Genomic DNA, 20794 nt, shown 5'->3' with positions numbered 1-20794 from the left:
CGCGCCGGCGCGGTCGCGAGCCGGGCGGGACTTGCGCAACGCGCCCTAGGTGAGGTCGAACTCCCCGTCACGGGCGCCCAGCACGAAGGCGGTCCACTCCGCCTCCGTGAAGCGGAGCACGGTGTCCGGGTCGGCGGAGCTGCGCATCGCGACGGCCCCGCCCTCCAGATACGCGATCTCGACCTTCTCGTCCTGCGGGTCACCGGGTGCGCTGAGCCACTCGGCACCACTGATGTCCATGGCGTACAGCTCTGCCTTCTCCTGCTCGGTCGCCACCGCGCTCACTCCGATCCACTGGTCCTGACGGGCTGCGAGGACTGTACCGTCAGCCCGTCGGCGGCCACTTCAGTTCCTCAACAGCGAGGCGGTATTGGTGTAAACCAATGACGGCGACGCCTCCGCCGTGATATCGGCCTTCACTCGCATTACCGCAGACCACAAGGGGTTTGGACGACCGTTGACGGGGCCCGACCAGCGCTGATAGACCTTCGCTTCATCAATTGGCACACCAGAATCAACCCGGATTCTCCGTACGAGTGATGACACGAGGTCACCGTCCCATGGCCCAGAGAGTTTCCCCGCGCACATCGCGGCAGCCCGCCCGGCAACGCCCCCGCCTCCGTCTGCTGCTGGCTTCCGGTGCCGCTTCCGCCGCGCTCGTGGCCGGAACCGTGATCCCGTTCGGTCCGCTGCTCCCGGCGCCCCAGCAGGCCCAGGCCGCCGAGGACGGCAAGAAGGTCCTCACCGTCGCGGTCAACCAGAGCATCGACTCGCTCAGCCCCTTCCTGGCGCAGAAGCTGACCAGCACCAGCATTCAGCGGCTGTCGTACGAGTACCTCACGAACTACGACCCCAAGGACGCCCACCCGATCCCCGGCTTCGCCACCGCGTGGAAGGCGTCCGCGGACAAGCTGACGTGGACCTTCACCATCCGTGAGGACTCCACGTGGTCCGACGGCCGGAAGGCGACCGCGAAGGACGCGGCCTGGACCTTCAACACGATGATGACGGACGAGAACGCGGCCACCGCCAACGGCAGCTTCACCGCCAACTTCAAGAAGGTCACGGCTCCGGACCCGCGGACGCTGGTCATCGAGCTCAAGAAGCCGCAGGCCACGATGACGGCGCTCGACGTGCCGATCGTGCCGCAACACGTCTGGGAGAAGGTCACCGACTTCTCCAAGTTCAACAACGACAAGACCTTCCCGGTCGTCGGCAACGGGCCGTTCGTCATCACGGACTTCAAGGTCGACCAGTACATCAAGCTCAAGCCGAACAAGAGCTTCTGGCGTGGCGCGCCCAAGTTCGACGAGCTGGTCTTCAAGTACTACAAGGACGGGGACGCGGCCGTGGCCGCGCTGCGCAAGGGCGAGGTCTCCTTCGTCTCGAACCTCACCCCGGCCCAGTCCGTGGCGCTCGGGAACGCGGCGGACATCAAGGTCAACGACGCCCCGGGCCGCCGCTTCTACGCCCTCGCCACCAACCCCGGCGCCCGGTCCAGGGACGGCGCGAAGTTCGGCAACGGCAATCCCGCGCTGCTCGACCCCGCGGTCCGCAAGGCCCTCTTCCAGGCCGTCGACCGGAAGACCCTCATCGACAAGGTCTTCCAGGGCCACGCCGTCGAGGGCCAGGGCTACATACCGCCGCGCTTCGACTCGTACTTCTGGCAGCCCTCGGACGCGCAGAAGCTCGCGTACGACCCGACCGCCGCCGCGCTGACACTCGACCAGGCCGGCTACAAGAAGGACGGCAGCGGCAAGCGCGTCGGCAAGGACGGCAAGCCGCTCGACTTCCGTATCCTCTGCCACGCCACCGACCCGAACGACAAGGCCGTCGGCCAGTACCTCCAGGAGTGGTGGGGGAAGCTCGGCGTCGGGCTGAAGGTCGAGTGCCTCGACAACGTCTCCGACCCCTGGCTCGCGGGCGACTACGACCTGGCCTTCGACGGCTGGTCGGTCAACCCCGACCCGGACTACGTCCTCTCCATCCACACCTGCGACGCGCTCCCGGCCACGCCGAAGGACAGCGGCGCCACCGACAACTTCATCTGCGACAAGCAGTACGACGCTCTCTACGCCCAGCAGGCGGTGGAGTACGACGCGGCCAAGCGGGCCGATCTGGTCAAGCAGCTGGAGTCGCGGCTGTACGACACCGGGTACATGAACGTCATGGCCTACCCGAACGCCGTCGAGGCGTACCGCACGGACCAGATCAAGTCCATCACGACGATGCCGGAGGCCGCCGGCAACCTCTGGGGCCAGGACGGCTACTGGAGCTGGTGGTCCGCCGTGCCCGCCGATGACGGCGCCGGTTCCGGCAGCTCCTCGTCCTCCTCGACCGGCATGATCATCGGAGTCGCCGGGGTCGTGGTGGTCGCCGCCGCGCTCGGGCTCTTCCTCACGAAGCGCCGCCGTTCCACCGCAGGAGACCGTGAATAACGCATGACTACCGCACGCACCCCCGGTGCGGTGCGGGACGCTGCCGACGGCCCGGCGCACACCGGGCCGTCCGGCTCCACTCCCCGTACCACTTCCGGCAGGAACACCGCGTATCCCCTGTACGTGGCGGGCAAGCTCGGCGGCGCGGCCGTCTCGCTGCTCGCCGTCCTCGTCACCAGCTTCTTCCTCTTCCGGGTCATCCCCGGTGATCCGGTCAAGGCCATGACCCATGGCATACCGACGTCCGCCGCGCAGATGGCCACCCTGCGCAAGCAGTTCGGCCTCGATCTGCCGCTGTGGCAGCAGTTCACCGACTACTGCGCCCGCGCGCTGACCGGTGATCTCGGCACCTCGTACCAGTTCCACGCGCCGGTCGGCGAGCTGATCGCCGCCAAACTGCCCGCGACGCTGCTGCTCACGGGCATCGCCGTGGTCATCTACTCGTCGCTCGGCCTCTGGCTCGGCACCCGCTCCGCCTGGCGCAACGGGAGCCTCGGCGACCGGCTCAACACCGGTGTCGCGCTGACCCTGTGGTCGGTCCCGGCCTTCTGGCTCGGTCTGCTGCTGATCATCGTCTTCTCGGTGGGCATCGGGCCGGTCCCCGGTCTGTTCCCCACCGGCGGCATGGAGTCGGGCGACACGACCGGCTTCGCGTACGTCCTCGACGTGGCGCACCACCTCGTACTGCCGGTGGCGACGCTGGTCGCGGTCGGCTACGCCCAGACGCTGCTCGTCATGCGCTCCTCGCTGCTGGACGAGATGGGCAGCGACTACCTGACGACGGCGCGGGCGAAGGGGCTGCGGGACGATCTCGTACGGCGCCGGCACGCGGTGCCCAACGCCCTGCTGCCCACGGTCACGATGGTCTTCATCAACCTGGGTCATGTGGCGGCCGGTTCGATCCTCGTCGAGACGGTCTTCTCCTGGCCCGGCCTCGGCGGACTGTTCTACCAGGCGCTGAGTGTGCCCGATCTGCCGCTCGTGCAGGGGCTGTTCGTGGTCATCGCCGGTGCGATGATCCTGATGAGCCTCCTCGCCGACCTGCTCTATCCGCTGCTCGATCCCCGGGTGGGCCGATGACTCTCGCCAAGAATCCGCCGGACAGCACCCCGCCGGAGGGGCCCGCCCCGGACTCCCTGCCGCCGGCGCCCCGCTCGGCCTCCGCACTGGCCTGGGCGCGACGGCGCGGCTCGGTCACCCGCTTCTGGCGGGAGTACCGCACCCACCGGGCCGGACTGGCCGGCCTCGCGGGCCTCGTCCTGATCGCGCTGACCGCGCTTCTCGCGCCGCTGCTCGTCGGCGGTGACGTACAGAGCGTGACCAACGCCCCGGGGACGGCTCTGGAGGCGCCCAGCGGTGCGTTCCTCCTCGGAACGGACCAGTTCGGGCGGTCTCTGCTCGGACTGCTGGTCTGGGGAGCCCGGATCTCGCTGACCGTGGGACTGCTCGCCGCCGCCCTGTCCGTGGCGATCGGCACCCTGGTCGGCGTCATCGCCGGGCATTACGGCGGCTGGTTCGCGACCGTGACCATGCGGATCACCGACTGGTTCCTGGTGATGCCGACGCTGGTCCTGGCGATCGTGCTGGCGACCGTCATGTCCCGCTCCGTCTGGACGGTGATCATCGCGATCGGGGTGACCACCTGGCCGACGACGGCGCGGCTGGTGCGGGCCCAGACGATCGCCGTGGAGTCCCGTCCGTACATCGAGCGCGCCCGGGCCCTCGGCGGCGGCCACGGCCACATCATGAGGCGCCACGTACTGCCCAACGTGCTGCCGCTGGTGCTCGCCCAGACGACGCTCGGCATCTCCAGCGCGATCCTCACCGAGGCGACGCTCGCCTTCCTCGGCCTCGGCGACCCGTCCGTCGTCTCCTGGGGCGGCATGCTCCAGGACGCGCGCGACGCGGGCGCGGTGTCGTCGGGGCACTGGTGGTACCTGGCACCGCCCGGCATCGCCATCGCCTGCGTCGCGCTCGCCTTCACGCTCTGCGGCCGTGCCATCGAGGCCGTGCTCAACCCGAAGCTGGGAGTGGCTCGTTGAACACCTTGGAGATCAAGGACCTGCGGGTGACGTACGGTTCGGGGGCGTCGGCCGTCGCCGCCGTACGGGGCGTCGACCTGACCGTCGACGCCGGCCGGAAGCTCGGCATCGCGGGCGAGTCCGGCTGCGGCAAGTCCACCCTGGCACTGGCACTGCTCCGGTTGCTGCCGCCCTCGGCGAAGCTGTCCGGCGAGATCCTCCTCGACGGCGAGGACGTGCTGACCATGAAGTGGGGCCGGCTGCGCGCCGTGCGGTGGGCCGGGGCCTCGATCGTCTTCCAGGGGGCGATGCACTCGCTCAACGCGGTGCACCGGATCGGGGACCAGATCGCCGAACCGGTGCTGCTGCACCGGGGCGCCACCCCGGCCGCCGCCCGCGCCCGCGCCGCCGAGCTGCTGGAACAGGTCGGGCTGCCGGCCGCCCGCGCGCAGGCCTATCCGCACGAGCTCTCCGGCGGACAGCGCCAGCGGGTGATGATCGCGATGGCGCTCGCCTGTGATCCCCGGCTGATCGTCGCGGACGAGCCGACGACCGCGCTGGACGTGATGATCCAGGCGCAGATCCTGCGGCTGATCGAACGGCTCGTCGCGGAGCAGGACATCAGCCTGCTGATGATCAGCCACGATCTCGCGGTGCTCGCGGACACCTGCGACCGGCTCGCGGTGATGTACGCGGGACGCGTCGTCGAGGACGGGCCGGCGCGGGCGGTGTACGACGCGGCGGCGCATCCGTACGGGCGCGCGCTCTCCGCCGCCTTCCCGCGCATCGGGGACCCCGCGTCACGGCGGGCCCCGCGCGGGCTGCCCGGCGATCCGCCGGACCCCTCCGCGCTGCCGTCCGGCTGTACCTTCCACCCGCGCTGCGCGGTCGCCCTCGACGTCTGCGCGACGGAGGACCAGCCGCTGCGGATCGCGGGACCCGGTCGGCGCGCGGCCTGTGTACGGGTGGACGCGGCGGCTCCGGCGGCGACCGCCGGAGCGGAGCCGCGGTCATGACGGCCGGCCGGCCCGACGGGCCGGACGGGGCTTCTCCCCGACGCCCCCGCACGCACGGCAGCAGGACCGCGACCCCCAGGAGCCACCCATGACGACCACCCCTCCGCCGCCCGGCCCGCTGCTCTCGGCCGCCGAACTGAACGTCACGTTCCCCGGGCGGCGCGGCGCCCCTCCCGCCCGGGCCGTCGACGGCGTCGACCTCGACATCGGCGCCGGGGAGATCGTCGCCCTGGTCGGCGAGTCGGGCTGCGGCAAGACCACCCTGGCACGGAGCCTGCTCGGTCTGGTGCCGCCCACGGCGGGCAGGATCACCTTCGCCGGGGAAGGACTGGCGTACGGTTCCCGCGCCCTCAAGGCGTACCGCAAGCGCGTGCAGCTGGTGCTCCAGGATCCGAGCGGCTCGCTCAATCCGCGTCACACCGTGTACGACGCGGTGGCCGAGGGGCTCCGGATCCACGGCTACCCGGGAGATGAACGCGAAGCCGTCACCGAGGCGCTGTCCCGTGCGGGGCTGCGTCCGCCGGAGCGGTTCTTCCTGCGCTACCCGCACGAGCTGTCCGGGGGCCAGCGCCAGCGGGTCGTCATCGCCGGCGCCCTGGTCCTGCAGCCGGAGCTGATCGTCGCGGACGAGCCGGTGGCGTCCCTGGACGCGTCCGTACGGGGCGAGATCCTGGCGCTGCTGCTGTCGCTGCGCGACGAACTCGGTCTGTCCGCGCTGGTCGTGACACACGACCTGGGGCTCGCCTGGAACATCGCGGACCGGGTGGCGGTGATGTATCTCGGCCGGATCGTCGAGACAGGGCCGGTCGAGCAGGTGCTGACGAATCCTCAGCATCCTTATACCCAGGCGCTGTTGTCCGTCCTTCCCGAATCGGACGGTGAGCCGGTCGTCCTGACGGGCGAGCCCCCGGACCCGTCACGCATCCCCGGCGGCTGCCGCTTCCACGCCCGCTGCCAGATCCTCGCCTCGGGCGAGGCCGCGCGGGCCGGGGTCGACGAGCGGTGCCGTACGGCGGCGCTGCCCGTACTCACCGGCGGTGACACGGCCCAGGTCGCCTGCCACTGGGCGGCGGCGCGCGCGGGGGCGGGCGTCGGGAACTAGTCCCTCTCCCGGCACCGGGAAAGGCGCCCGGTAGCGCGGCGACGCCCCGCCCGCGCTACCGGGCGTCGTACGCCCCGACCAGGTCACGGGAGCGCTTGACGTCGTCCGCGATCGCTTCCAGCAGCGCCTCGATGGACTCGAACTTCTGCTGGCCGCGTACGTACGACAGGAAGTCGACGGTCACGTGCAGGCCGTAGAGGTCCAGCCCGACCCGGTCGATCGCGTACGCCTCCACGGTCCGGTCGACGCCGTCGAACTGCGGGTTCGTACCGACCGAGATCGCCGCCGGCATGCGCTCGCCGCCGGCGGTGAGCCAGCCCGCGTACACACCGTCCGCCGGGATCGCCGTGTGCGGCAGCGTCTCCACATTGGCCGTCGGATAGCCGAGCTCACGCCCGCGCTGCGCACCGCGCACGACCACGCCCTCGACCCGGTGCGGGCGGCCCAGGACCTCTCCCGCGCCGGCGACGTCGCCCTCGGCGACCAGCCTGCGGGTCAGCGTGGACGAGAAGGGCTCCCCGGCGCCCGCCACGCCGGTCACATGGAGGTCGACGACGTCGACCTCGTAGTCGTAGGTCACGCCCAGGTCCGACAGGACGGCGACATCGCCGGCCGCCTTGTGGCCGAAGCGGAAGTTGGGGCCCTCGATGACCGCCCGGGCGTGCAGCTTGTCGACGAGCACCTTCACGATGAAGTCGGCGGGCGAGAGCTTCGAGAACGCGACGGTGAACGGCAGGATCAGCAGCGCGTCCACGCCCAGCTCCGCCATCAGCTCCGCGCGCCGGTGGTGCGGGGCGAGCAGCGGCGGGTGGCTGCCGGGGCGCACGACCTCGCTGGGGTGCGGGTCGAAGGTGACGACGACCGAGGCCACACCCAGCTCGCGCGCCCGCTCCACGGCCCGGCCGATGATCAGCTGGTGCCCGCGGTGCACTCCGTCGTAGGAGCCGATGGTGACGACGCTGCGCCCCCAGTCCTGGGGAATGTCCTCCAAGCCACGCCAGCGCTGCACTGTGACCGCTCCTCGCCCGAAACTGTGTACGTCATTGCCGGTTACGCAGCTCTAAGACTGCCATGCCCGGTGCTCACCGCCCGCATCGGCCACGGTCCCCTGGAAAGGGGGACCGTGGCACGGATGACCGGCGGGAGCGCTCAGCCGAAGACGGCGAGGCTCTTGGCCTTGCCGTGCTGCTCCTCGACCAGGGCCACCAGGCGCCCTTCCGGGTCGTACGCGGCGACCGGTCCGGTCGCGAACTCCGGCATGGCGAGCCGTACGCCGTTGAGCAGCAGCTTGGCCCGCTTCTCGTCGACGTCCCAGCGCGCGAACGCCGCCGCGGCCGCGTCGGCGACCGGCATGACGGTCAGCTCCTCCTGGAGCTGGTCGAGCGTCCTCGCCCCGTCCAGCGCGTACGGACCCACCCGGGTCCTGCGCAGCGCGGTGAGGTGGCCGCCGACCCCGAGGCCGGCCCCGAGGTCGCGGGCGAGGGCGCGGATGTACGTACCCGAGGAGCAGACGACGGAGACGACCAGGTCGAGCACCGGGGTGCCGTCCTCCGCGACGCCCTCGCGGACGTCGTAGAGCCGGAAGGAGGAGACGGTCACCGGCCGGGCCGGGATCTCGAACTCCTCGCCGCCGCGCACGCGCGCGTACGACCGCTTGCCGTCGATCTTGATGGCGCTGACCTTGGACGGTACCTGCATGATGGGGCCGCTCAGCGCCGCGATCCCGGCGTCGATGGCCTCGCGCGCGACCTTGGACGCGTCGGTGGAGGAGGTGATCTCCCCCTCCGCGTCGTCGGTGACGGTGTCCTGGCCCAGCCGGATCGTGCCGAGGTACTCCTTCTCGGTCAGCGCGAGATGCCCGAGGAGTTTCGTGGCCCGCTCCAGGCCGAGGACGAGGACGCCCGTGGCCATGGGGTCGAGCGTGCCGGCGTGGCCGACGCGCCGGGTCCTGGCGATGCCGCGCATCTTGGCGACGACGTCGTGCGAAGTGAAGCCCGACGGCTTGTCCACGATGACAAGCCCGTCGGGCGTCCTGTTGTGCTGAGTCATTCGGCGGCGGCGCCGTCCGTGCCGCCGGTGGCACCGGTGCCGCCGGCCTCGTCGGCGCTGTCGTCCTCTTCGTCCTTGCGGTACGGGTCGGCCCCGGCGGCGTACGTCTTGCCGGTCGACACCTGCCGCACCTCCGCGTCCTTGGCACGCGCCTTGTCGAGGAGGTCCTCGATGGTGCGGGCGTTGTCCGGCAGGGCGTCGGGGACGAACGTCAGCGTCGGCGTGAAGCGCACGCCGGTCTGGCGGCCCACCTCGGAGCGGAGGACGCCCTTGGCGCTCTCCAGAGCCGCCGCCGAGGCCGCGCGCTCCTCGTCGTCGCCGTAGACCGTGTAGAAGACCGTGGCCTCCCGCAGGTCGCCGGTGACGCGGGCGTCCGTGATGGTCACGAAGCCGAGTCGGGGGTCCTTGATACGCCGGTCCAGGGTCTCCGCGACCACGACCTGGATGCGGTCGGCCAGCTTGCGGGCCCGCGCGTTGTCGGTCACCGGTCCGTCACTCTTCCTTCTGGGTTTCTTGTCGTGCAGGTCAGTCTTGGCTCCGGGTCGGTCCTGGCGCCGGGGCACGCGTGGCGCCGGGTCAGTCCTCGGCGCCGTACAGCCGCCGGCGTACCGACAGCAGCTCCATCTCGGGATGACCGGCGACCATGCGCTCGCACCGGTCCAGGACGTCCGTGAGATGTCCCCAGTCCCCGGAAACCACCGCCAGGCCGATCTCGGCCCTGCGATGGAGGTCCTGGTCGCCGGTCTCCGCCACACTCACCGCGAATTTCCGCTGGAGCTCGGCGACGACCGGGCGGACGACGGAGCGTTTCTCCTTCAACGACCGTACGTCGCCGAGGAGCAGATCGAAGGACAGTGTCCCCACATACATGCGTGTCCGGATGTCCCGCCGGTGCGGGTTCAGACCCCTGCCAGCGCTTGGCGGGGGCACAAGAACCGTACACGCAACGGCCGGGGCCGATCGACGGAAATACGTCCCGTCGACCGGCCCCGGATCGGTTACGCCTGTCAGCCTCGCGGCTTCTCGCGCATCTCGTACGTCGCGATGACGTCGTCGATCTTGATGTCGTTGAAGTTTCCGAGGTTGATACCGCCCTCGAAGCCTTCGCGGATCTCGGTGACGTCGTCCTTGAAGCGGCGCAGACCCTGGATGTTGAGGTCCTCCGCGATGACCTTGCCATCGCGGACGAGCCGGGCCTTGGTGTTGCGCTTGACCTCGCCGGAGCGGATGAGAACACCCGCGATGTTGCCCAGCTTGGACGAGCGGAAGACCTCGCGGATCTCCGCCGTACCGAGCTCGACCTCTTCGTACTCCGGCTTGAGCATGCCCTTGAGGGCCGCTTCGATCTCTTCGATCGCCTGGTAGATGACCGAGTAGTACCGGACGTCCACACCTTCGCGCTCGGCCATCTGCGCGGCACGCCCGGCGGCGCGCACGTTGAAGCCGATCACGATGGCGTCGGAGCCCATCGCCAGGTCGATGTCCGACTCGGTGACCGCACCCACACCGCGGTGCAGGACGCGGATGTCGACCTCGTCGCCGACGTCGAGCTGGAGCAGCGAGGACTCGAGAGCCTCCACCGAACCGGACGCGTCGCCCTTGATGATGAGGTTGAGTTCCTGCACCAGACCGGCCTTGAGGGCCTCGTCCAGGTTCTCCAGGGAGAACCGGACACCCCTGCGGGCGAACGCCGCGTTCCGCTCACGAGCGGCACGCTTCTCGGCGATCTGCCGGGCGGTGCGGTCCTCGTCGACGACCAGGAAGTTGTCGCCGGCACCGGGGACGTTGGTGAGACCCAGGACCAGGACGGGCGTCGACGGGGACGCTTCCTCGACGTTGTTGCCGTTGTCGTCGAGCATCGCCCGGACTCGGCCGTACGCGTCACCGGCGACCATCGTGTCACCGACGCGCAGCGTGCCGCGCTGGACGAGCACGGTGGCGACGGCGCCGCGACCACGGTCGAGGTGAGCCTCGATGGCGATACCCTGCGCGTCCTGTTCCGGGTTGGCCCGGAGGTCGAGCGAGGCATCCGCGGTGAGGACCACGGCCTCCAGCAGGCTGTCGATGTTCAGACCCTGCTTGGCGGAGATGTCGACGAACATCGTGTCGCCGCCGTACTCCTCGGCCACCAGACCGAACTCGGTGAGCTGACCGCGCACCTTCGTCGGGTCGGCGCCCTCGACGTCGATCTTGTTGACCGCGACCACGATCGGCACGTCGGCCGCCTTGGCGTGGTTCAGCGCCTCGATCGTCTGAGGCATCACACCGTCGTTGGCCGCGACCACCAGGATCGCGATGTCGGTGGACTTGGCACCACGGGCACGCATGGCGGTGAACGCCTCGTGACCGGGGGTGTCGATGAAGGTGATCCTGCGCTCTTCACCGTTGACGTCGGTCGCGACCTGGTACGCACCGATGTGCTGCGTGATACCGCCGGCCTCGCCCGCCACGACGTTCGTCTTGCGGATCGCGTCCAGCAGCCTGGTCTTACCGTGGTCGACGTGACCCATGACGGTGACGACCGGCGGACGGGACACGAGGAACTCCTCGCCGCCCTCGTCCTCGCCGAACTCGATGTCGAAGGACTCGAGAAGCTCGCGGTCCTCCTCCTCCGGGCTGACGATCTCGATGACGTAGTTCATCTCGCCGGCGAGCAGCTGGAGGGTCTCGTCGGAGACGGACTGCGTGGCAGTGACCATCTCGCCGAGGTTCATCATCACGGCGACGAGCGACGCCGGGTTGGCGTTGATCTTCTCCGCGAAGTCGGTGAGGGACGCACCGCGCGACAGGCGGACACTCTGCCCGTTGCCGCGAGGCAGCATCACGCCGCCGACCGACGGGGCCTGCATGGCCTCGTACTCCTGGCGCCTCTGCCGCTTCGACTTGCGGCCACGACGGGCGGGCCCGCCGGGACGGCCGAACGCGCCCTGTGTGCCACCACGGGCACCGGGGCCACCCGGACGTCCGCCGAAGCCGGGACGGCCACCGCCGCCACCGAAGCCACCGCCACCGGGACGACCCGGAGCGCCACCGCCGCCGCCACCGCCGGGACGACCGGCGAAGCCACCGCCGCCGCCACCGCCACCGGGACGACCGGCGAAGCCGCCGCCGCCACCGGGACGACCGGCGCCACCGGCGCCGCCACCGGGACGACCGGCGCCGGCCGGACCACGGCCACCACCGGGACCGCCGCCGGGACGCGGGCCGGCAGCGGGACGCTGCGGCATCATGCCCGGGTTCGGACGGTTACCACCGGGGGCGCCGCCGGGGCCACCCGCGGAACGGGGAGCCTGCGGACGCGGCATGCCGCCGGGGGTGGGACGACCACTCTGTCCACCGGGACCGGCCTGCGGACGGGGTCCGCCCTGACCGGCGCCCTGGGGACGCGGCGCGCCACCGGGAGCACCGGGGCCGCCGGGACGGGGGGAGCCGCCGGGACGGGGCGCCTGCGGGCGCGCCATGCCGGTGGAACCACCCGAGGTGAAGGGGTTGTTGCCCGGACGCGGGCCCGCGGGGCGGGCACCGGGACGAGCGGCCTGGCCGGGACGCGCACCGCCGGGGCGGCCGCCCTGACGCTGGTCACCCTGACGCTGATCGCCCTGACCGGCGCCCTGGCGCTGGTCACCCTGGCGCTGGTCACCCTGACCGCCGGTGGGGCGGGCGGAGGGACGCGGGCCGGGGGTCGCACCGGTCCGGGGGCCGGCGGCCGGAGCCGGGGCCGACGGGGGCGCGGTGAACTCCGGGACGGCCGGAGCGGCCGGTGCCGGCTTCGCCGCGGCAGCGGCGGGCTTCGGCGCGGCCGGGGCCGGACGCGGTCCGGGGCTCGGCGCGGGCGAGGGGGTGCTGCTCTTGGGGGCCTCGGCGACGGCCGGCTTGGGAGCCGGGACACCGGGCTTGGGGGCAGCGGGACGTGCGGCCTGCGCCGGGGACGGCGCGGCGGGACGTGCGGGGGTCGCCTTACGGGGCGCCCCGGGCTTCGCGGCGGTCTTGCCGCCGTTGCCGCCGGGACCCTGCAAAGCATCAGTCAATTTGCGTACAACCGGCGCCTCGATCGTCGAGGAAGCCGAACGGACGAATTCACCGAGTTCTTGGAGCTTGGCCATGACGACCTTGCTCTCTACGCCGAACTCCTTGGCGAGTTCGTATACCCGGACCTTAGCCACTTCGCTCCTTTTAGGTCCGGGTTACCGCCGGACCGTCTCTACTTCATGGGCGTACTCATCGCGTACTCATCGAGTGCTCATCGCAATCTCGACCTACTTCCAACTCGCGAGGTACTTGAACCGCACGGGGACCCGTGCCGTGCTTCTTCTTACCGTTCTGCCTGCTCGACACACCGGCGCACTTCCGCGCTGTCGAGCGGTCCCTGGACCCGGAAGGCCCGGGGGAACGCCCGGCGGCGGACCGCCAGATCGAAACAGACCAAGGCCGCGTGCATGTACGCACCCCGGCCGGGCAGCGTACCGCGTCGATCGGGAACACATTGTCCGCCGACCACCACGATGCGCAGTAGATCGCTCTTGGCCGCTCGCTCCCGGCACCCCACGCAGGTTCGCTCAGGGCAGGCTCGGTCGCTCGTCCGGCCAGACATCTTCAAGTCTACCTCCCCGCGCCGAGCCAACCCCATGGGGGCAAGGTTCGGACACGCGCCGGGCGAAAAAGATCGCGCCGGCTCCGGGCGGGAGCCCCTCGCGAAACGCGAGGGATCCCGCCGTCGATCATTCCCCGGTGACGGTCAGCGGTGGTCAGCGACGCTCGGCGCCACGGCCGCGATCGCGGTCGCGGTCGCGGTCACCGCCACGGTCGTTGCCGCGGTCGCGGTCGTTGCCGCGGTCCGCCCCGGCCGCTCCCTCGTCCTCGGTCTGCTCCGTGTCCGGGCGGATGTCGATGCGCCAGCCGGTGAGCCGGGCGGCCAGGCGGGCGTTCTGCCCTTCCTTGCCGATCGCCAGCGACAGCTGGTAGTCCGGCACGGTCACCCGCGCCGAGCGGGCACCGAGGTCGACGATCTCGACCTTGCTGACCCGGGCCGGGGAGAGCGCGTTCGCCACCATCTCGGCCGGGTCGTCCGACCAGTCGACGATGTCGATCTTCTCGCCGAGCAGCTCGGCCATGACATTGCGCACCCGCTGGCCCACCGGACCGATGCAGGCGCCCTTGGCGTTGAGACCGGACCGCGTCGACCGCACGGCGATCTTGGTGCGGTGACCGGCCTCACGGGCGATCGCCTCGATCTCGACGGAGCCGTCGGCGATCTCCGGGACCTCCAGGGCGAAAAGCTTCCTCACCAGGTTCGGGTGGGTACGGGAGAGTGTCACGGAAGGACCGCGCACACCCCTGGCCACGCGGACCACGTACGTACGCAGCCGCAGCCCGTGCGTGTAGTTCTCGCCCGGCACCTGTTCCTGCACCGGAAGGATGGCTTCCAGCTTGTCGTCCAGCCTGACCAGGACGTTCTTCGGGTCCTTGCCCTGCTGCACCATGCCGGCGACGATGTCGCCCTCGCGGCGCGCGTACTCGCCGAACGTCATGTCGTTCTCGGCGTCCCGCAGCCGCTGCTGGATGACCTGGCGGGCGGTGGTGGCGGCGATCCGGCCGAAGTCCGACGGGGTGTCGTCGAACTCCTTGGGCTCCTGCCCCTCCTCCAGATCGGCCGGGTCCTCCTTGGCCCACACCGTGACGTGGCCGTTGTCACGGCTGAGCACGACACGGGCGCGGCGGTGGCTGCCGTCCGTGCGGTGATACGCGATGAGGAGGGCCGATTCGATCGCCTCGACCAACAGATCGAAGGGGATCTCCTTCTCTTGTGCCAAGCCCTTCAGGAGCTTCACATCGATGTCCACGGCTACGCCTCCTCTTCCTTCTTGTCCTTGCGGTTGAACTCGATCTCCACGCGCGCCTTGGCGATCTGCGAGAACTCGACGCGGCGGGCGGTGGGCTTGCGCCCCTTCACACCCGGCACCTCGAGGTCGAGTCCGTCGTCGTCCACGGCGAGGATGCGGGCCACCACCTCGTCGCCCTCGTGAGGCTGGATCCTGGCCAGCCGGCCCACGGCGCGCAGGTAGTGGCGGTGCTCGGTCAGCGGGCGCTCCGCCCCCGGCGAGGTCACTTCGAGCTGGTACTCGTCCTCGCCCATCGCATCCGTCTCGTCGAGCAGATCGGAGATGGTGCGGCTCAGCTCGGCGCACTCGTCGAGGTCCACGCCCTCGTCGGAATCCACCACGACTCTCAGCACACGACGCCTGCCCGCCCGGGACAGCTCGATCTCTTCCAGATCAAGGTCCTTCGCGCTGACGAGCGGTTCCAGCAGTCCGCGCAGCCTCTCGCTCTCGGTCGTGCTCATCCGGGTGACTCCTCGGCCGCGTGTGCTGTTGTGGGATCGTCGTGTGTCAGATCAAAGGGTATCCGGTCCCAAGGGGTGTTGCCGTCCACGAACGAGTGACCCGAAGGTACGCTCGCCTGCGGTGATCATCGCGAGCCCGAGGAGAGACGCGTGGGGCGCACGGGGACGACACGGAGGCACGCCCTCATGGCCGCGGGCGCCGCGGCCGCCGGTCTGCTGACCGCATGTTCCTCGGCGGATCGTGGCGACGGGGGCACCTCCGGGGGCCCGGCCGCTGCCGCCGCCCGGGCCGTACGCGCCGAGAACGCGCTGCGGCTGCGCTCCGCGGCCACGAGCCGGGGCTTGCTGGGGCAGTACGACGCGGTGCTGGAGCGGCATCCCGGGCAGAGCGCGCGGCTGACTCCGCTGCGTGCGGCCGTCGTGCTCCATATCGCCGCGCTGACGCCGAAGGAACGTCACTCCAAGGAGCCGTCACCCACCGCCTCCGCGACCACGGCGGCCCCGGACCCGGCCGGCGTCGAACCCGTCACGGCGGTCGCGGCCGACCCGGCGGGGGCCCTCGCCGCGCTGTCCGCCGCCGAGCGCCGTACCGCCGACGCGCACACCGCCGCACTCCTCCAGGCGCCCCCGGAGCTGGCCCGGCTGCTGGCCTCCCTGGCGGCGGCGAGCGCCGCCCACGCCTATCTGCTGACGGAAGGATCCCGCTCGTGAGCAGCAGCACCGGTGCGCTGACCGCCGCACAGGCCGCTCTCGCCGCCGAACACGCGGCCGTGTACGGGTACGGAGTCGTCGGCGGCAGGGTCGGCGGCAAGCGCCGCGACGAGGCCACCGCCGCGTACACCGCGCACCGGGCCCGGCGCGACTCCCTCACGAGGACCGTACGGGACCTGGGCGGCAAGCCGGCCGTGGCGGCGGCCGCGTACGCCCTGCCGTTCCCGGTCCCGGACTCCGCCGCGGCCGTGCGGCTCGCCGCCGAACTGGAGGACCGGGTCGCGGACGTCTACTCCGATCTCGTACGGGCCGCCGGAGGTCCGCTGCGCCAGGAGGCGGCGGCCGCGCTGCGGGAGGCCGCGGTGCGTGCGGTCCGGTGGCGCGGGACCGGCGTAGCCTTTCCGGGGCTCGCCGAGCGCGTGTGAGCCCCGCCGCTCCGGAGGGGAACAGCACACGCATGGCTTTCGAACCGCCCCGGCGGCTGGCGCGCGCGCTGGGCGAGACGTACGGGGAGAGCGCCGCCGAGTGGCTCGGCCGGCTGCCCGGCCTCCTGGGAGCGGCGCTCGCGCGGCGGGAGCTGGACGTCGAGCGGGTGGTGGCACCGGGCGGCCGGAGCGGTCTGGTCGTGCTCGTGCGGCGGGCCGGGGGCTCCCCCGCCACCCTGAAGATCGTCCCGCCGTTCGCCGCCCCCGCACAGGAACAGGCGGCGCTGGAGCACTGGAAGGGCGCGGGGGCGGTCGAGTCGTTCGGCGCCACCGACGGAGCCCTCCTGCTGGAACGCCTGCACCCCGAGATGTCACTGCGCTCCTTGCCCGAGGCCAAGGCGCTGCTCGAAGCGGCGGGTGCGGTCCGGCGGCTGTGGATCGAGCCGCCCGTGGGGCACCACTTCGAGACGGTCGCCGAGCGGACCGCCCGCCAGGCGTCGGCGCTGCGGGCGGTGACCGACGAGACGCTGGAGCCGTTCATCTCCCCGGCCCTCGCGGCGCGCGACGCACTCTGTGCCGGGCCTCCCGCCGAGGCGTCGCTGCTGCACGGCGCCTTCCGCCAGGGCAAGGTCCTCGCGGGCGATCGTGTCCCCTGGCTGGCGGTCGGCCCCGAACCCCTGGTCGGCGAGCGCGCCTACGACCTCGCCCGGCTGCCGCGCGACCGCGTCGAGGACCAGGTCGCCGCCGCCACCGGCGCCTCGTCGGCCCGCCGCCGCGTCAGGAGACTCGCCGACTCGCTGGACGTGGACGCCGAGCGGCTGCGCGGCTGGACCCTCTTCCGGGCGGTGGAAGCGGCCACCCGCGCACTGCGGGCGGGCCGCCGGCAGACCGGTGAGCTGCTGCTGGAGTTCGCGGGCTGGCTGTAGCTGGGGGTACGGCTGCTGCGGTGGCGGCGGACGGCCTGATCTGCCGGGCCCGGCAGGGGCGGTCCGTCACCGTTCCGGACCGACCGCGAGGCCCGGCGCGTGGTGCGCCGGGCCTCGCGGTCGGTCCGTGCGGGCCGTCAGGCCGTGAGGCGGGCGATCGCCTCGGCGACCGTCAGTTCCTCGCGCTCGCCCGTGCGGCGGTCCTTCAGCTCCACGACGCCCTCGGCGGAGCGGCGGCCCGCCACCAGGATGTGGGGGACCCCGATCAGCTCGGCGTCGGTGAACTTCACGCCCGGGGAGACGCCGGGGCGCTCGTCCACGAGCACGCGCAGGCCGGCCGCCGAGAGCTGCTCGGAGACGTCCAGCGCCAGCTCCGTCTGGAGCGCCTTGCCGGCGGCGACGACGTGGACGTCCGCCGGGGCGACCTCGCGGGGCCAGCTCAGGCCCTGCTCGTCGGCCGTCTGCTCGGCGAGGGCGGCCACGGCGCGGGAGACGCCGATGCCGTACGAGCCCATGGTCACGCGCACCGGCTTGCCCTGCTGGCCGAGGACGTCCAGCTGGAACGTGTCGGCGTACTTGCGGCCGAGCTGGAAGATGTGGCCGATCTCGATCGCGCGGTCGAGCTTGAGGCCGGTGCCGCAGGACGGGCAGGGGTCCCCTTCCTCGACGACGACGACGTCGAGGTACTCGTCGACCTCGAAGTCACGGCCGGCCACCACGTTGCGCGCGTGCGTGCCGGGCTTGTTGGCGCCGGTCACCCAGGCGGTGCCGCCCGCGATGCGCGGGTCGGCGATGTAGCGGAGCTTGAGGCCCTGCGGGCCGACGTAGCCGCGTACCAGGTCGGGGCGGTCCTCGAAGTCCTCGGCCGTGACCAGCTCGACCACGGCGGGCGCGAGGAGCTCGCCGAGCTTGCCGAGGTCCACCTCGCGGTCGCCGGGGACGCCGACGGCGGCGATCTCGCCGTCGATCTTGACCAGCAGGTTCTTCAGGGTCGTCGAGGCCGGTACGCCGAGGAGCGCGGCGAGCGTCTCGATGGTCGGGGTGTCGGGGGTGTCCAGCTCCTCCACGGGGCCGTGCTCGACCGCGCCGGTGGCGGGGGCGGTGTAGGTCACGGCCTCCGAGTTGGCCGCGTAGTCACAAGCCGGGCAGTCCACGAACGTGTCCTCGCCCGCGGCGGCGGGGGCCAGGAACTCCTCGGAGGCGGAGCCGCCCATCGCACCGGAGACCGCCGACACGATGCGGTAGTCGAGCCCGAGGCGGGTGAAGATCTTCTGGTACGCGGCGCGGTGCAGCGCGTACGACTCGGCGAGGCCCTCGTCCGTGGTGTCGAAGGAGTACGAGTCCTTCATCTGGAACTCGCGGCCGCGCAGCACGCCGGAGCGCGGCCTGGCCTCGTCGCGGTACTTCGTCTGGATCTGGTAGAGCGTCACCGGCAGGTCCTTGTAGGACGAGCACTGGTCCTTGACCAGCTGGGTGAAGATCTCCTCATGGGTGGGGCCGAGCAGGTAGTCGGCGCCCTTGCGGTCCTTGAGGCGGAACAGCAGGTCGCCGTACTCCTCCCAGCGCCCGCTCGCCTCGTAGGGCTCCTTGGGCAGCAGCGCGGGCAGCAGGACCTCCTGCGCGCCGATCGCGTCCATCTCCTCGCGGACGACGCGCGAGACGTTGTCGAGGACCTTCTTGCCCAGCGGCAGCCAGCTCCAGACGCCTGCGGACGAGCGGCGGACGTACCCGGCGCGGACGAGCAGCTTGTGGCTGAGGGTCTCGGCGTCCGCCGGGTCGTCGCGCAATGTCTTGACCATCAAACGGGACATGCGCTGGACCTGGGACATGGGGAGCACTCCTGCGTTCTCTCGGGTGATGCCAGGAGGTTATCCGGGGCGCCCGGGCGGGCGGAAATCAGTAAGCCCCGCTCCCGCCGCGCGGGGGCCGCTCTCAGCGGGCCCGGCGCAGCGGGAGCGGGGCGCCCATCACGGCGTACGGCCTGGGGGCGCTGGGGAAGTGGACCTGGCGGGCGAGGTCCTCGTAGCCGAGCGAGCGGTAGAGCCGGCGGGCCGGGCTCTCCGTGTCGATGGCGGAGAGGATGGAGCGGGGCTGCGCGGCGCCGTCCGTGATGGTGGTGATCAGGGCCCGGCCGATGCCCCGTGCCTGGAACTCCGGATGGACGTGCAGCTCGGTGATCACGAAGGAGTTGTCGAGCCAGCCGTCGGAGCCGGTGGTGCGCAGATACGGCTCGACGATCGTGGACCACCAGTGGGCGCGGTCGTTCGGCAGGCCGTACACGAACGCGACGAGCCGGCCGCTCCCGGTCGTCGCTCCGTAGGCGCGGCAGCCGGGGTACATCAGGTGTCGCAGGACGATGTGGCGGCGTACCGCGATCTCCTCGTCGCTGAGCCCGAAGGCGAGGGCCTGTACGGCGAGCGCCTCGTCGACGCGTTCGGCGAGATCGACCGGCCCTACCTGTACGTCCGGGGTCCGGGGGTCGTCCCCGGGGATGCTCAGCATGGGCCGAACCCTACTTTCAGAACAGCACACTCATGAAGGCGCCCACCTCGCGGAAACCGACGCGGCGATAGGCGGCGCGGGCCGGGGTGTTGTAGTCGTTCACGTACAGGCTCACCACCGGTGCGACATCGGCGAGCGCGTACCGTACGACGGCCGCCATGCCGCTCTCGGAGAGACCCCGGCCACGGTACGCGGGGTCGACCCAGACGCCCTGGATCTGGCAGGCCTGCTGGGTGGCCGCGCCGATCTCGGCCTTGAAGACGACCTTGCCGTCGTCGATGCGGGCGAACGAGCGTCCCGCGCCGACGAGTTCGGCGACGCGCGCCTGGTAGAGGAGCCCGCCGTCGCCCGCGAGCGGTGAGACGCCGACCTCCTCGGTGAACATGGCCACGCACGCGGGCATGATCACTTCCAGCTCGTCCTTGCGGATGCGGCGGACGAGGGGGTCGGGCGCGACCGAGGCCGGGAGCTCTTCGGTGACCATCAGCGGCTGGTTGGAGCGGACTTCGCGGGCCGGTCCCCAGCTCGGTTCGAGCAGCCGCCACAGCTCGGCGGTGGGCTCGGCGGGGCCGACGATCGAGGAGCAGCGGCGGCCCGTCCTGCGGGCACGGTCGGCGAAGCCGCGTACGGCCTCGGGGGTGGCGCAGATGGGGACGAGGTTGGCGCCGGAGTAGCAGAGGGAGCGCAGCCGCCCGTCCGCGTACCAGCCCCACATCTCGCCGCCGAGGCGCCAGGGGTCGAGTCCCGCGACCCGCACACGGGAGGTCACGAAGGCGTTGGCGACGGGTTCGCTCTCCAGGATGGCGAGCGCGGCGCCGAGGTCACTGGGTTCGAGGACCCGGGTGGTGGTCTGCGTCAACACGAGGGGCCTCACCATGCGGTCTGCTGATTCTCCGCACTTTACCCGCCACTTTCGCGGTATGCCGAGCCTGGTCGGTCACAGCCGTTCGGGGCCCGTACGGGAGGCGGTTCCGACCCGTACGGCAGCCGGTCCCGTACGGGTCGGGCCCCTGGGGCGGTGGGTTCCGTACGGCAGCGGGCCCCGCGCCGGCGCCCTGGGGCGGAGGCAGCGGGGCCCGTGACGAACCGGGTCGGCCGGGGGGCGAGGGGTCAGCCGCTGACGGAGACCTCGGGCTCGCCGGAGGCGATGCCGTCGCGCTCCATCTGCTCGGCGATCTTCATCGCCTCTTCGATGAGGGTCTCCACGATCTTCGACTCCGGGACGGTCTTGATGATCTCGCCCTTGACGAAGATCTGACCCTTG

General features: G+C 71.6%; 20 protein-coding genes and 1 pseudogene. 8 read left to right on the top strand and 13 right to left on the bottom strand.

The genetic code is table 11. The annotated features are described in order from the left end of the window. Positions 1–45: 45 nt before the first annotated feature. Positions 46–276, bottom strand: coding sequence for a DUF397 domain-containing protein (locus tag ACIBAE_RS27190; protein ID WP_399290332.1), 231 nt, complete (start codon positions 274–276; stop codon positions 46–48). Between the two features lie 284 nt (positions 277–560). Here ACIBAE_RS27190 and ACIBAE_RS27185 point away from each other — a divergent pair, with 284 nt between their 5' ends. The 5 genes from ACIBAE_RS27185 (at position 561) to ACIBAE_RS27165 (ending at position 6577) form a co-directional block, all read left to right on the top strand. Beyond that, positions 561–2438 (top strand): ABC transporter substrate-binding protein, encoded by a 1878-nt coding sequence (locus tag ACIBAE_RS27185; protein ID WP_399290330.1) that lies wholly within the window; start codon positions 561–563, stop codon positions 2436–2438. A gap of 3 nt (positions 2439–2441) precedes the next feature. After that, positions 2442–3518, top strand: a complete 1077-nt coding sequence (locus tag ACIBAE_RS27180; RefSeq protein ID WP_399290328.1) for an ABC transporter permease — start codon at positions 2442–2444, stop codon at positions 3516–3518. Continuing rightward, entirely contained in the window at positions 3515–4480 is a 966-nt protein-coding gene (locus ACIBAE_RS27175; protein WP_399290326.1) for an ABC transporter permease subunit, read from the top strand. Before ACIBAE_RS27180 ends, ACIBAE_RS27175 begins: the two co-directional genes overlap by 4 nt. Beyond that, positions 4477–5475 carry an ABC transporter ATP-binding protein gene (locus tag ACIBAE_RS27170; RefSeq protein WP_399290324.1) on the top strand — a complete coding sequence of 333 codons (999 nt, stop codon included), beginning with the start codon at positions 4477–4479 and terminating at the stop codon, positions 5473–5475. The genes ACIBAE_RS27175 and ACIBAE_RS27170 overlap by 4 nt, the downstream gene beginning before the upstream one ends. Positions 5476–5563: 88 nt before the next feature. Beyond that, positions 5564–6577, top strand: coding sequence for an ABC transporter ATP-binding protein (locus ACIBAE_RS27165; RefSeq protein WP_399290322.1), 1014 nt, complete (start codon positions 5564–5566; stop codon positions 6575–6577). Positions 6578–6632: 55 nt separating this feature from the next. Here the strand turns inward: ACIBAE_RS27165 and ACIBAE_RS27160 are convergent, their stop codons facing one another. The 8 genes from ACIBAE_RS27160 to rimP all read right to left on the bottom strand — a co-directional run bounded on the left by ACIBAE_RS27160 (position 6633) and on the right by rimP (position 14966). Then, positions 6633–7586 (bottom strand): bifunctional riboflavin kinase/FAD synthetase, encoded by a 954-nt coding sequence (locus tag ACIBAE_RS27160; RefSeq protein WP_399290320.1) that lies wholly within the window; start codon positions 7584–7586, stop codon positions 6633–6635. Between the two features lie 140 nt (positions 7587–7726). Continuing rightward, positions 7727–8626, bottom strand: coding sequence for a tRNA pseudouridine(55) synthase TruB (gene truB, locus ACIBAE_RS27155; RefSeq protein WP_399290319.1), 900 nt, complete (start codon positions 8624–8626; stop codon positions 7727–7729). Beyond that, positions 8623–9111 (bottom strand): 30S ribosome-binding factor RbfA, encoded by a 489-nt coding sequence (gene rbfA / locus ACIBAE_RS27150; RefSeq protein WP_399290317.1) that lies wholly within the window; start codon positions 9109–9111, stop codon positions 8623–8625. The genes truB and rbfA overlap by 4 nt, the downstream gene beginning before the upstream one ends. A 91-nt stretch (positions 9112–9202) precedes the next feature. Next, positions 9203–9496, bottom strand: coding sequence for a DUF503 domain-containing protein (locus ACIBAE_RS27145; RefSeq protein ID WP_399290315.1), 294 nt, complete (start codon positions 9494–9496; stop codon positions 9203–9205). A 137-nt stretch (positions 9497–9633) separates the two neighbouring features. Then, on the bottom strand, positions 9634–12789 hold the full coding sequence (gene infB, locus ACIBAE_RS27140; RefSeq protein WP_399290313.1) for a translation initiation factor IF-2: 3156 nt from the start codon (positions 12787–12789) through the stop codon (positions 9634–9636). A gap of 149 nt (positions 12790–12938) precedes the next feature. Continuing rightward, the gene (locus tag ACIBAE_RS27135; RefSeq protein WP_399290399.1) at positions 12939–13217 is read right to left on the bottom strand and encodes a YlxR family protein; all 279 of its coding nucleotides are present in this window, start codon (positions 13215–13217) and stop codon (positions 12939–12941) included. Between the two features lie 154 nt (positions 13218–13371). Continuing rightward, positions 13372–14466 (bottom strand): transcription termination factor NusA, encoded by a 1095-nt coding sequence (nusA, locus tag ACIBAE_RS27130; RefSeq protein ID WP_399290311.1) that lies wholly within the window; start codon positions 14464–14466, stop codon positions 13372–13374. A 2-nt stretch (positions 14467–14468) separates the two neighbouring features. Beyond that, positions 14469–14966, bottom strand: coding sequence for a ribosome maturation factor RimP (gene rimP / locus ACIBAE_RS27125; protein ID WP_399290309.1), 498 nt, complete (start codon positions 14964–14966; stop codon positions 14469–14471). 186 nt (positions 14967–15152) lie between these two features. On the opposite strand from rimP, the gene ACIBAE_RS27120 reads away from it, so the two are divergent. From ACIBAE_RS27120 to ACIBAE_RS27110, 3 genes are read left to right on the top strand one after another with little or no spacing between them, the layout of a single operon-like run. Further along, the gene (locus ACIBAE_RS27120) at positions 15153–15677 is read left to right on the top strand and encodes a hypothetical protein (protein ID WP_399290308.1); all 525 of its coding nucleotides are present in this window, start codon (positions 15153–15155) and stop codon (positions 15675–15677) included. Then, the gene (locus tag ACIBAE_RS27115) at positions 15674–16102 is read left to right on the top strand and encodes a DUF4439 domain-containing protein (protein WP_399290306.1); all 429 of its coding nucleotides are present in this window, start codon (positions 15674–15676) and stop codon (positions 16100–16102) included. Before ACIBAE_RS27120 ends, ACIBAE_RS27115 begins: the two co-directional genes overlap by 4 nt. Positions 16103–16134: 32 nt before the next feature. Further along, positions 16135–17028: an aminoglycoside phosphotransferase family protein gene (locus ACIBAE_RS27110; RefSeq protein WP_399290304.1), complete on the top strand. Its 894-nt coding sequence runs from the start codon at positions 16135–16137 to the stop codon at positions 17026–17028. A gap of 137 nt (positions 17029–17165) precedes the next feature. Here the strand turns inward: ACIBAE_RS27110 and ACIBAE_RS27105 are convergent, their stop codons facing one another. The 4 genes and pseudogenes from ACIBAE_RS27105 to ACIBAE_RS27090 form a co-directional block, all read right to left on the bottom strand. After that, complete coding sequence (locus ACIBAE_RS27105) at positions 17166–18857, bottom strand: proline--tRNA ligase (RefSeq protein ID WP_399290302.1); 1692 nt, start codon at positions 18855–18857, stop codon at positions 17166–17168. Between the two features lie 103 nt (positions 18858–18960). After that, positions 18961–19530: a GNAT family N-acetyltransferase gene (locus ACIBAE_RS27100; protein WP_399290301.1), complete on the bottom strand. Its 570-nt coding sequence runs from the start codon at positions 19528–19530 to the stop codon at positions 18961–18963. A 16-nt stretch (positions 19531–19546) separates the two neighbouring features. Further along, a complete protein-coding gene (locus tag ACIBAE_RS27095; RefSeq protein ID WP_399290397.1) occupies positions 19547–20389 on the bottom strand; it encodes a GNAT family N-acetyltransferase in 843 nt (280 codons plus the stop codon). A gap of 251 nt (positions 20390–20640) precedes the next feature. Next, a pseudogene (locus ACIBAE_RS27090) lies at positions 20641–20794 on the bottom strand (4-hydroxy-3-methylbut-2-en-1-yl diphosphate synthase); the annotation flags it as partial.

This window comes from Streptomyces sp. NPDC051569 (assembly GCF_044454085.1).
Taxonomy (GTDB): domain Bacteria; phylum Actinomycetota; class Actinomycetes; order Streptomycetales; family Streptomycetaceae; genus Streptomyces.
This window is presented reverse-complemented; position numbering and strand designations above follow the sequence as displayed.

What these genes read in the sequence shown, in the direction of transcription:
- ACIBAE_RS27110 (WP_399290304.1), top strand. Translation starts at nt 16,135, where the DNA reads ATGGCTTTCGAACCGCCCCGGCGGCTGGCGCGCGCGCTGGGCGAGACG.
- ACIBAE_RS27165 (WP_399290322.1), top strand. Translation starts at nt 5,564, where the DNA reads ATGACGACCACCCCTCCGCCGCCCGGCCCGCTGCTCTCGGCCGCCGAA.
- ACIBAE_RS27100 (WP_399290301.1), bottom strand. Translation starts at nt 19,530, where the DNA reads ATGCTGAGCATCCCCGGGGACGACCCCCGGACCCCGGACGTACAGGTA.
- ACIBAE_RS27185 (WP_399290330.1), top strand. Translation starts at nt 561, where the DNA reads ATGGCCCAGAGAGTTTCCCCGCGCACATCGCGGCAGCCCGCCCGGCAA.
- ACIBAE_RS27145 (WP_399290315.1), bottom strand. Translation starts at nt 9,496, where the DNA reads ATGTATGTGGGGACACTGTCCTTCGATCTGCTCCTCGGCGACGTACGG.
- ACIBAE_RS27105 (WP_399290302.1), bottom strand. Translation starts at nt 18,857, where the DNA reads ATGTCCCAGGTCCAGCGCATGTCCCGTTTGATGGTCAAGACATTGCGC.
- rimP (WP_399290309.1), bottom strand. Translation starts at nt 14,966, where the DNA reads ATGAGCACGACCGAGAGCGAGAGGCTGCGCGGACTGCTGGAACCGCTC.
- ACIBAE_RS27180 (WP_399290328.1), top strand. Translation starts at nt 2,442, where the DNA reads ATGACTACCGCACGCACCCCCGGTGCGGTGCGGGACGCTGCCGACGGC.
- ACIBAE_RS27135 (WP_399290399.1), bottom strand. Translation starts at nt 13,217, where the DNA reads ATGTCTGGCCGGACGAGCGACCGAGCCTGCCCTGAGCGAACCTGCGTG.
- truB (WP_399290319.1), bottom strand. Translation starts at nt 8,626, where the DNA reads ATGACTCAGCACAACAGGACGCCCGACGGGCTTGTCATCGTGGACAAG.
- ACIBAE_RS27120 (WP_399290308.1), top strand. Translation starts at nt 15,153, where the DNA reads ATGGCCGCGGGCGCCGCGGCCGCCGGTCTGCTGACCGCATGTTCCTCG.
- ACIBAE_RS27175 (WP_399290326.1), top strand. Translation starts at nt 3,515, where the DNA reads ATGACTCTCGCCAAGAATCCGCCGGACAGCACCCCGCCGGAGGGGCCC.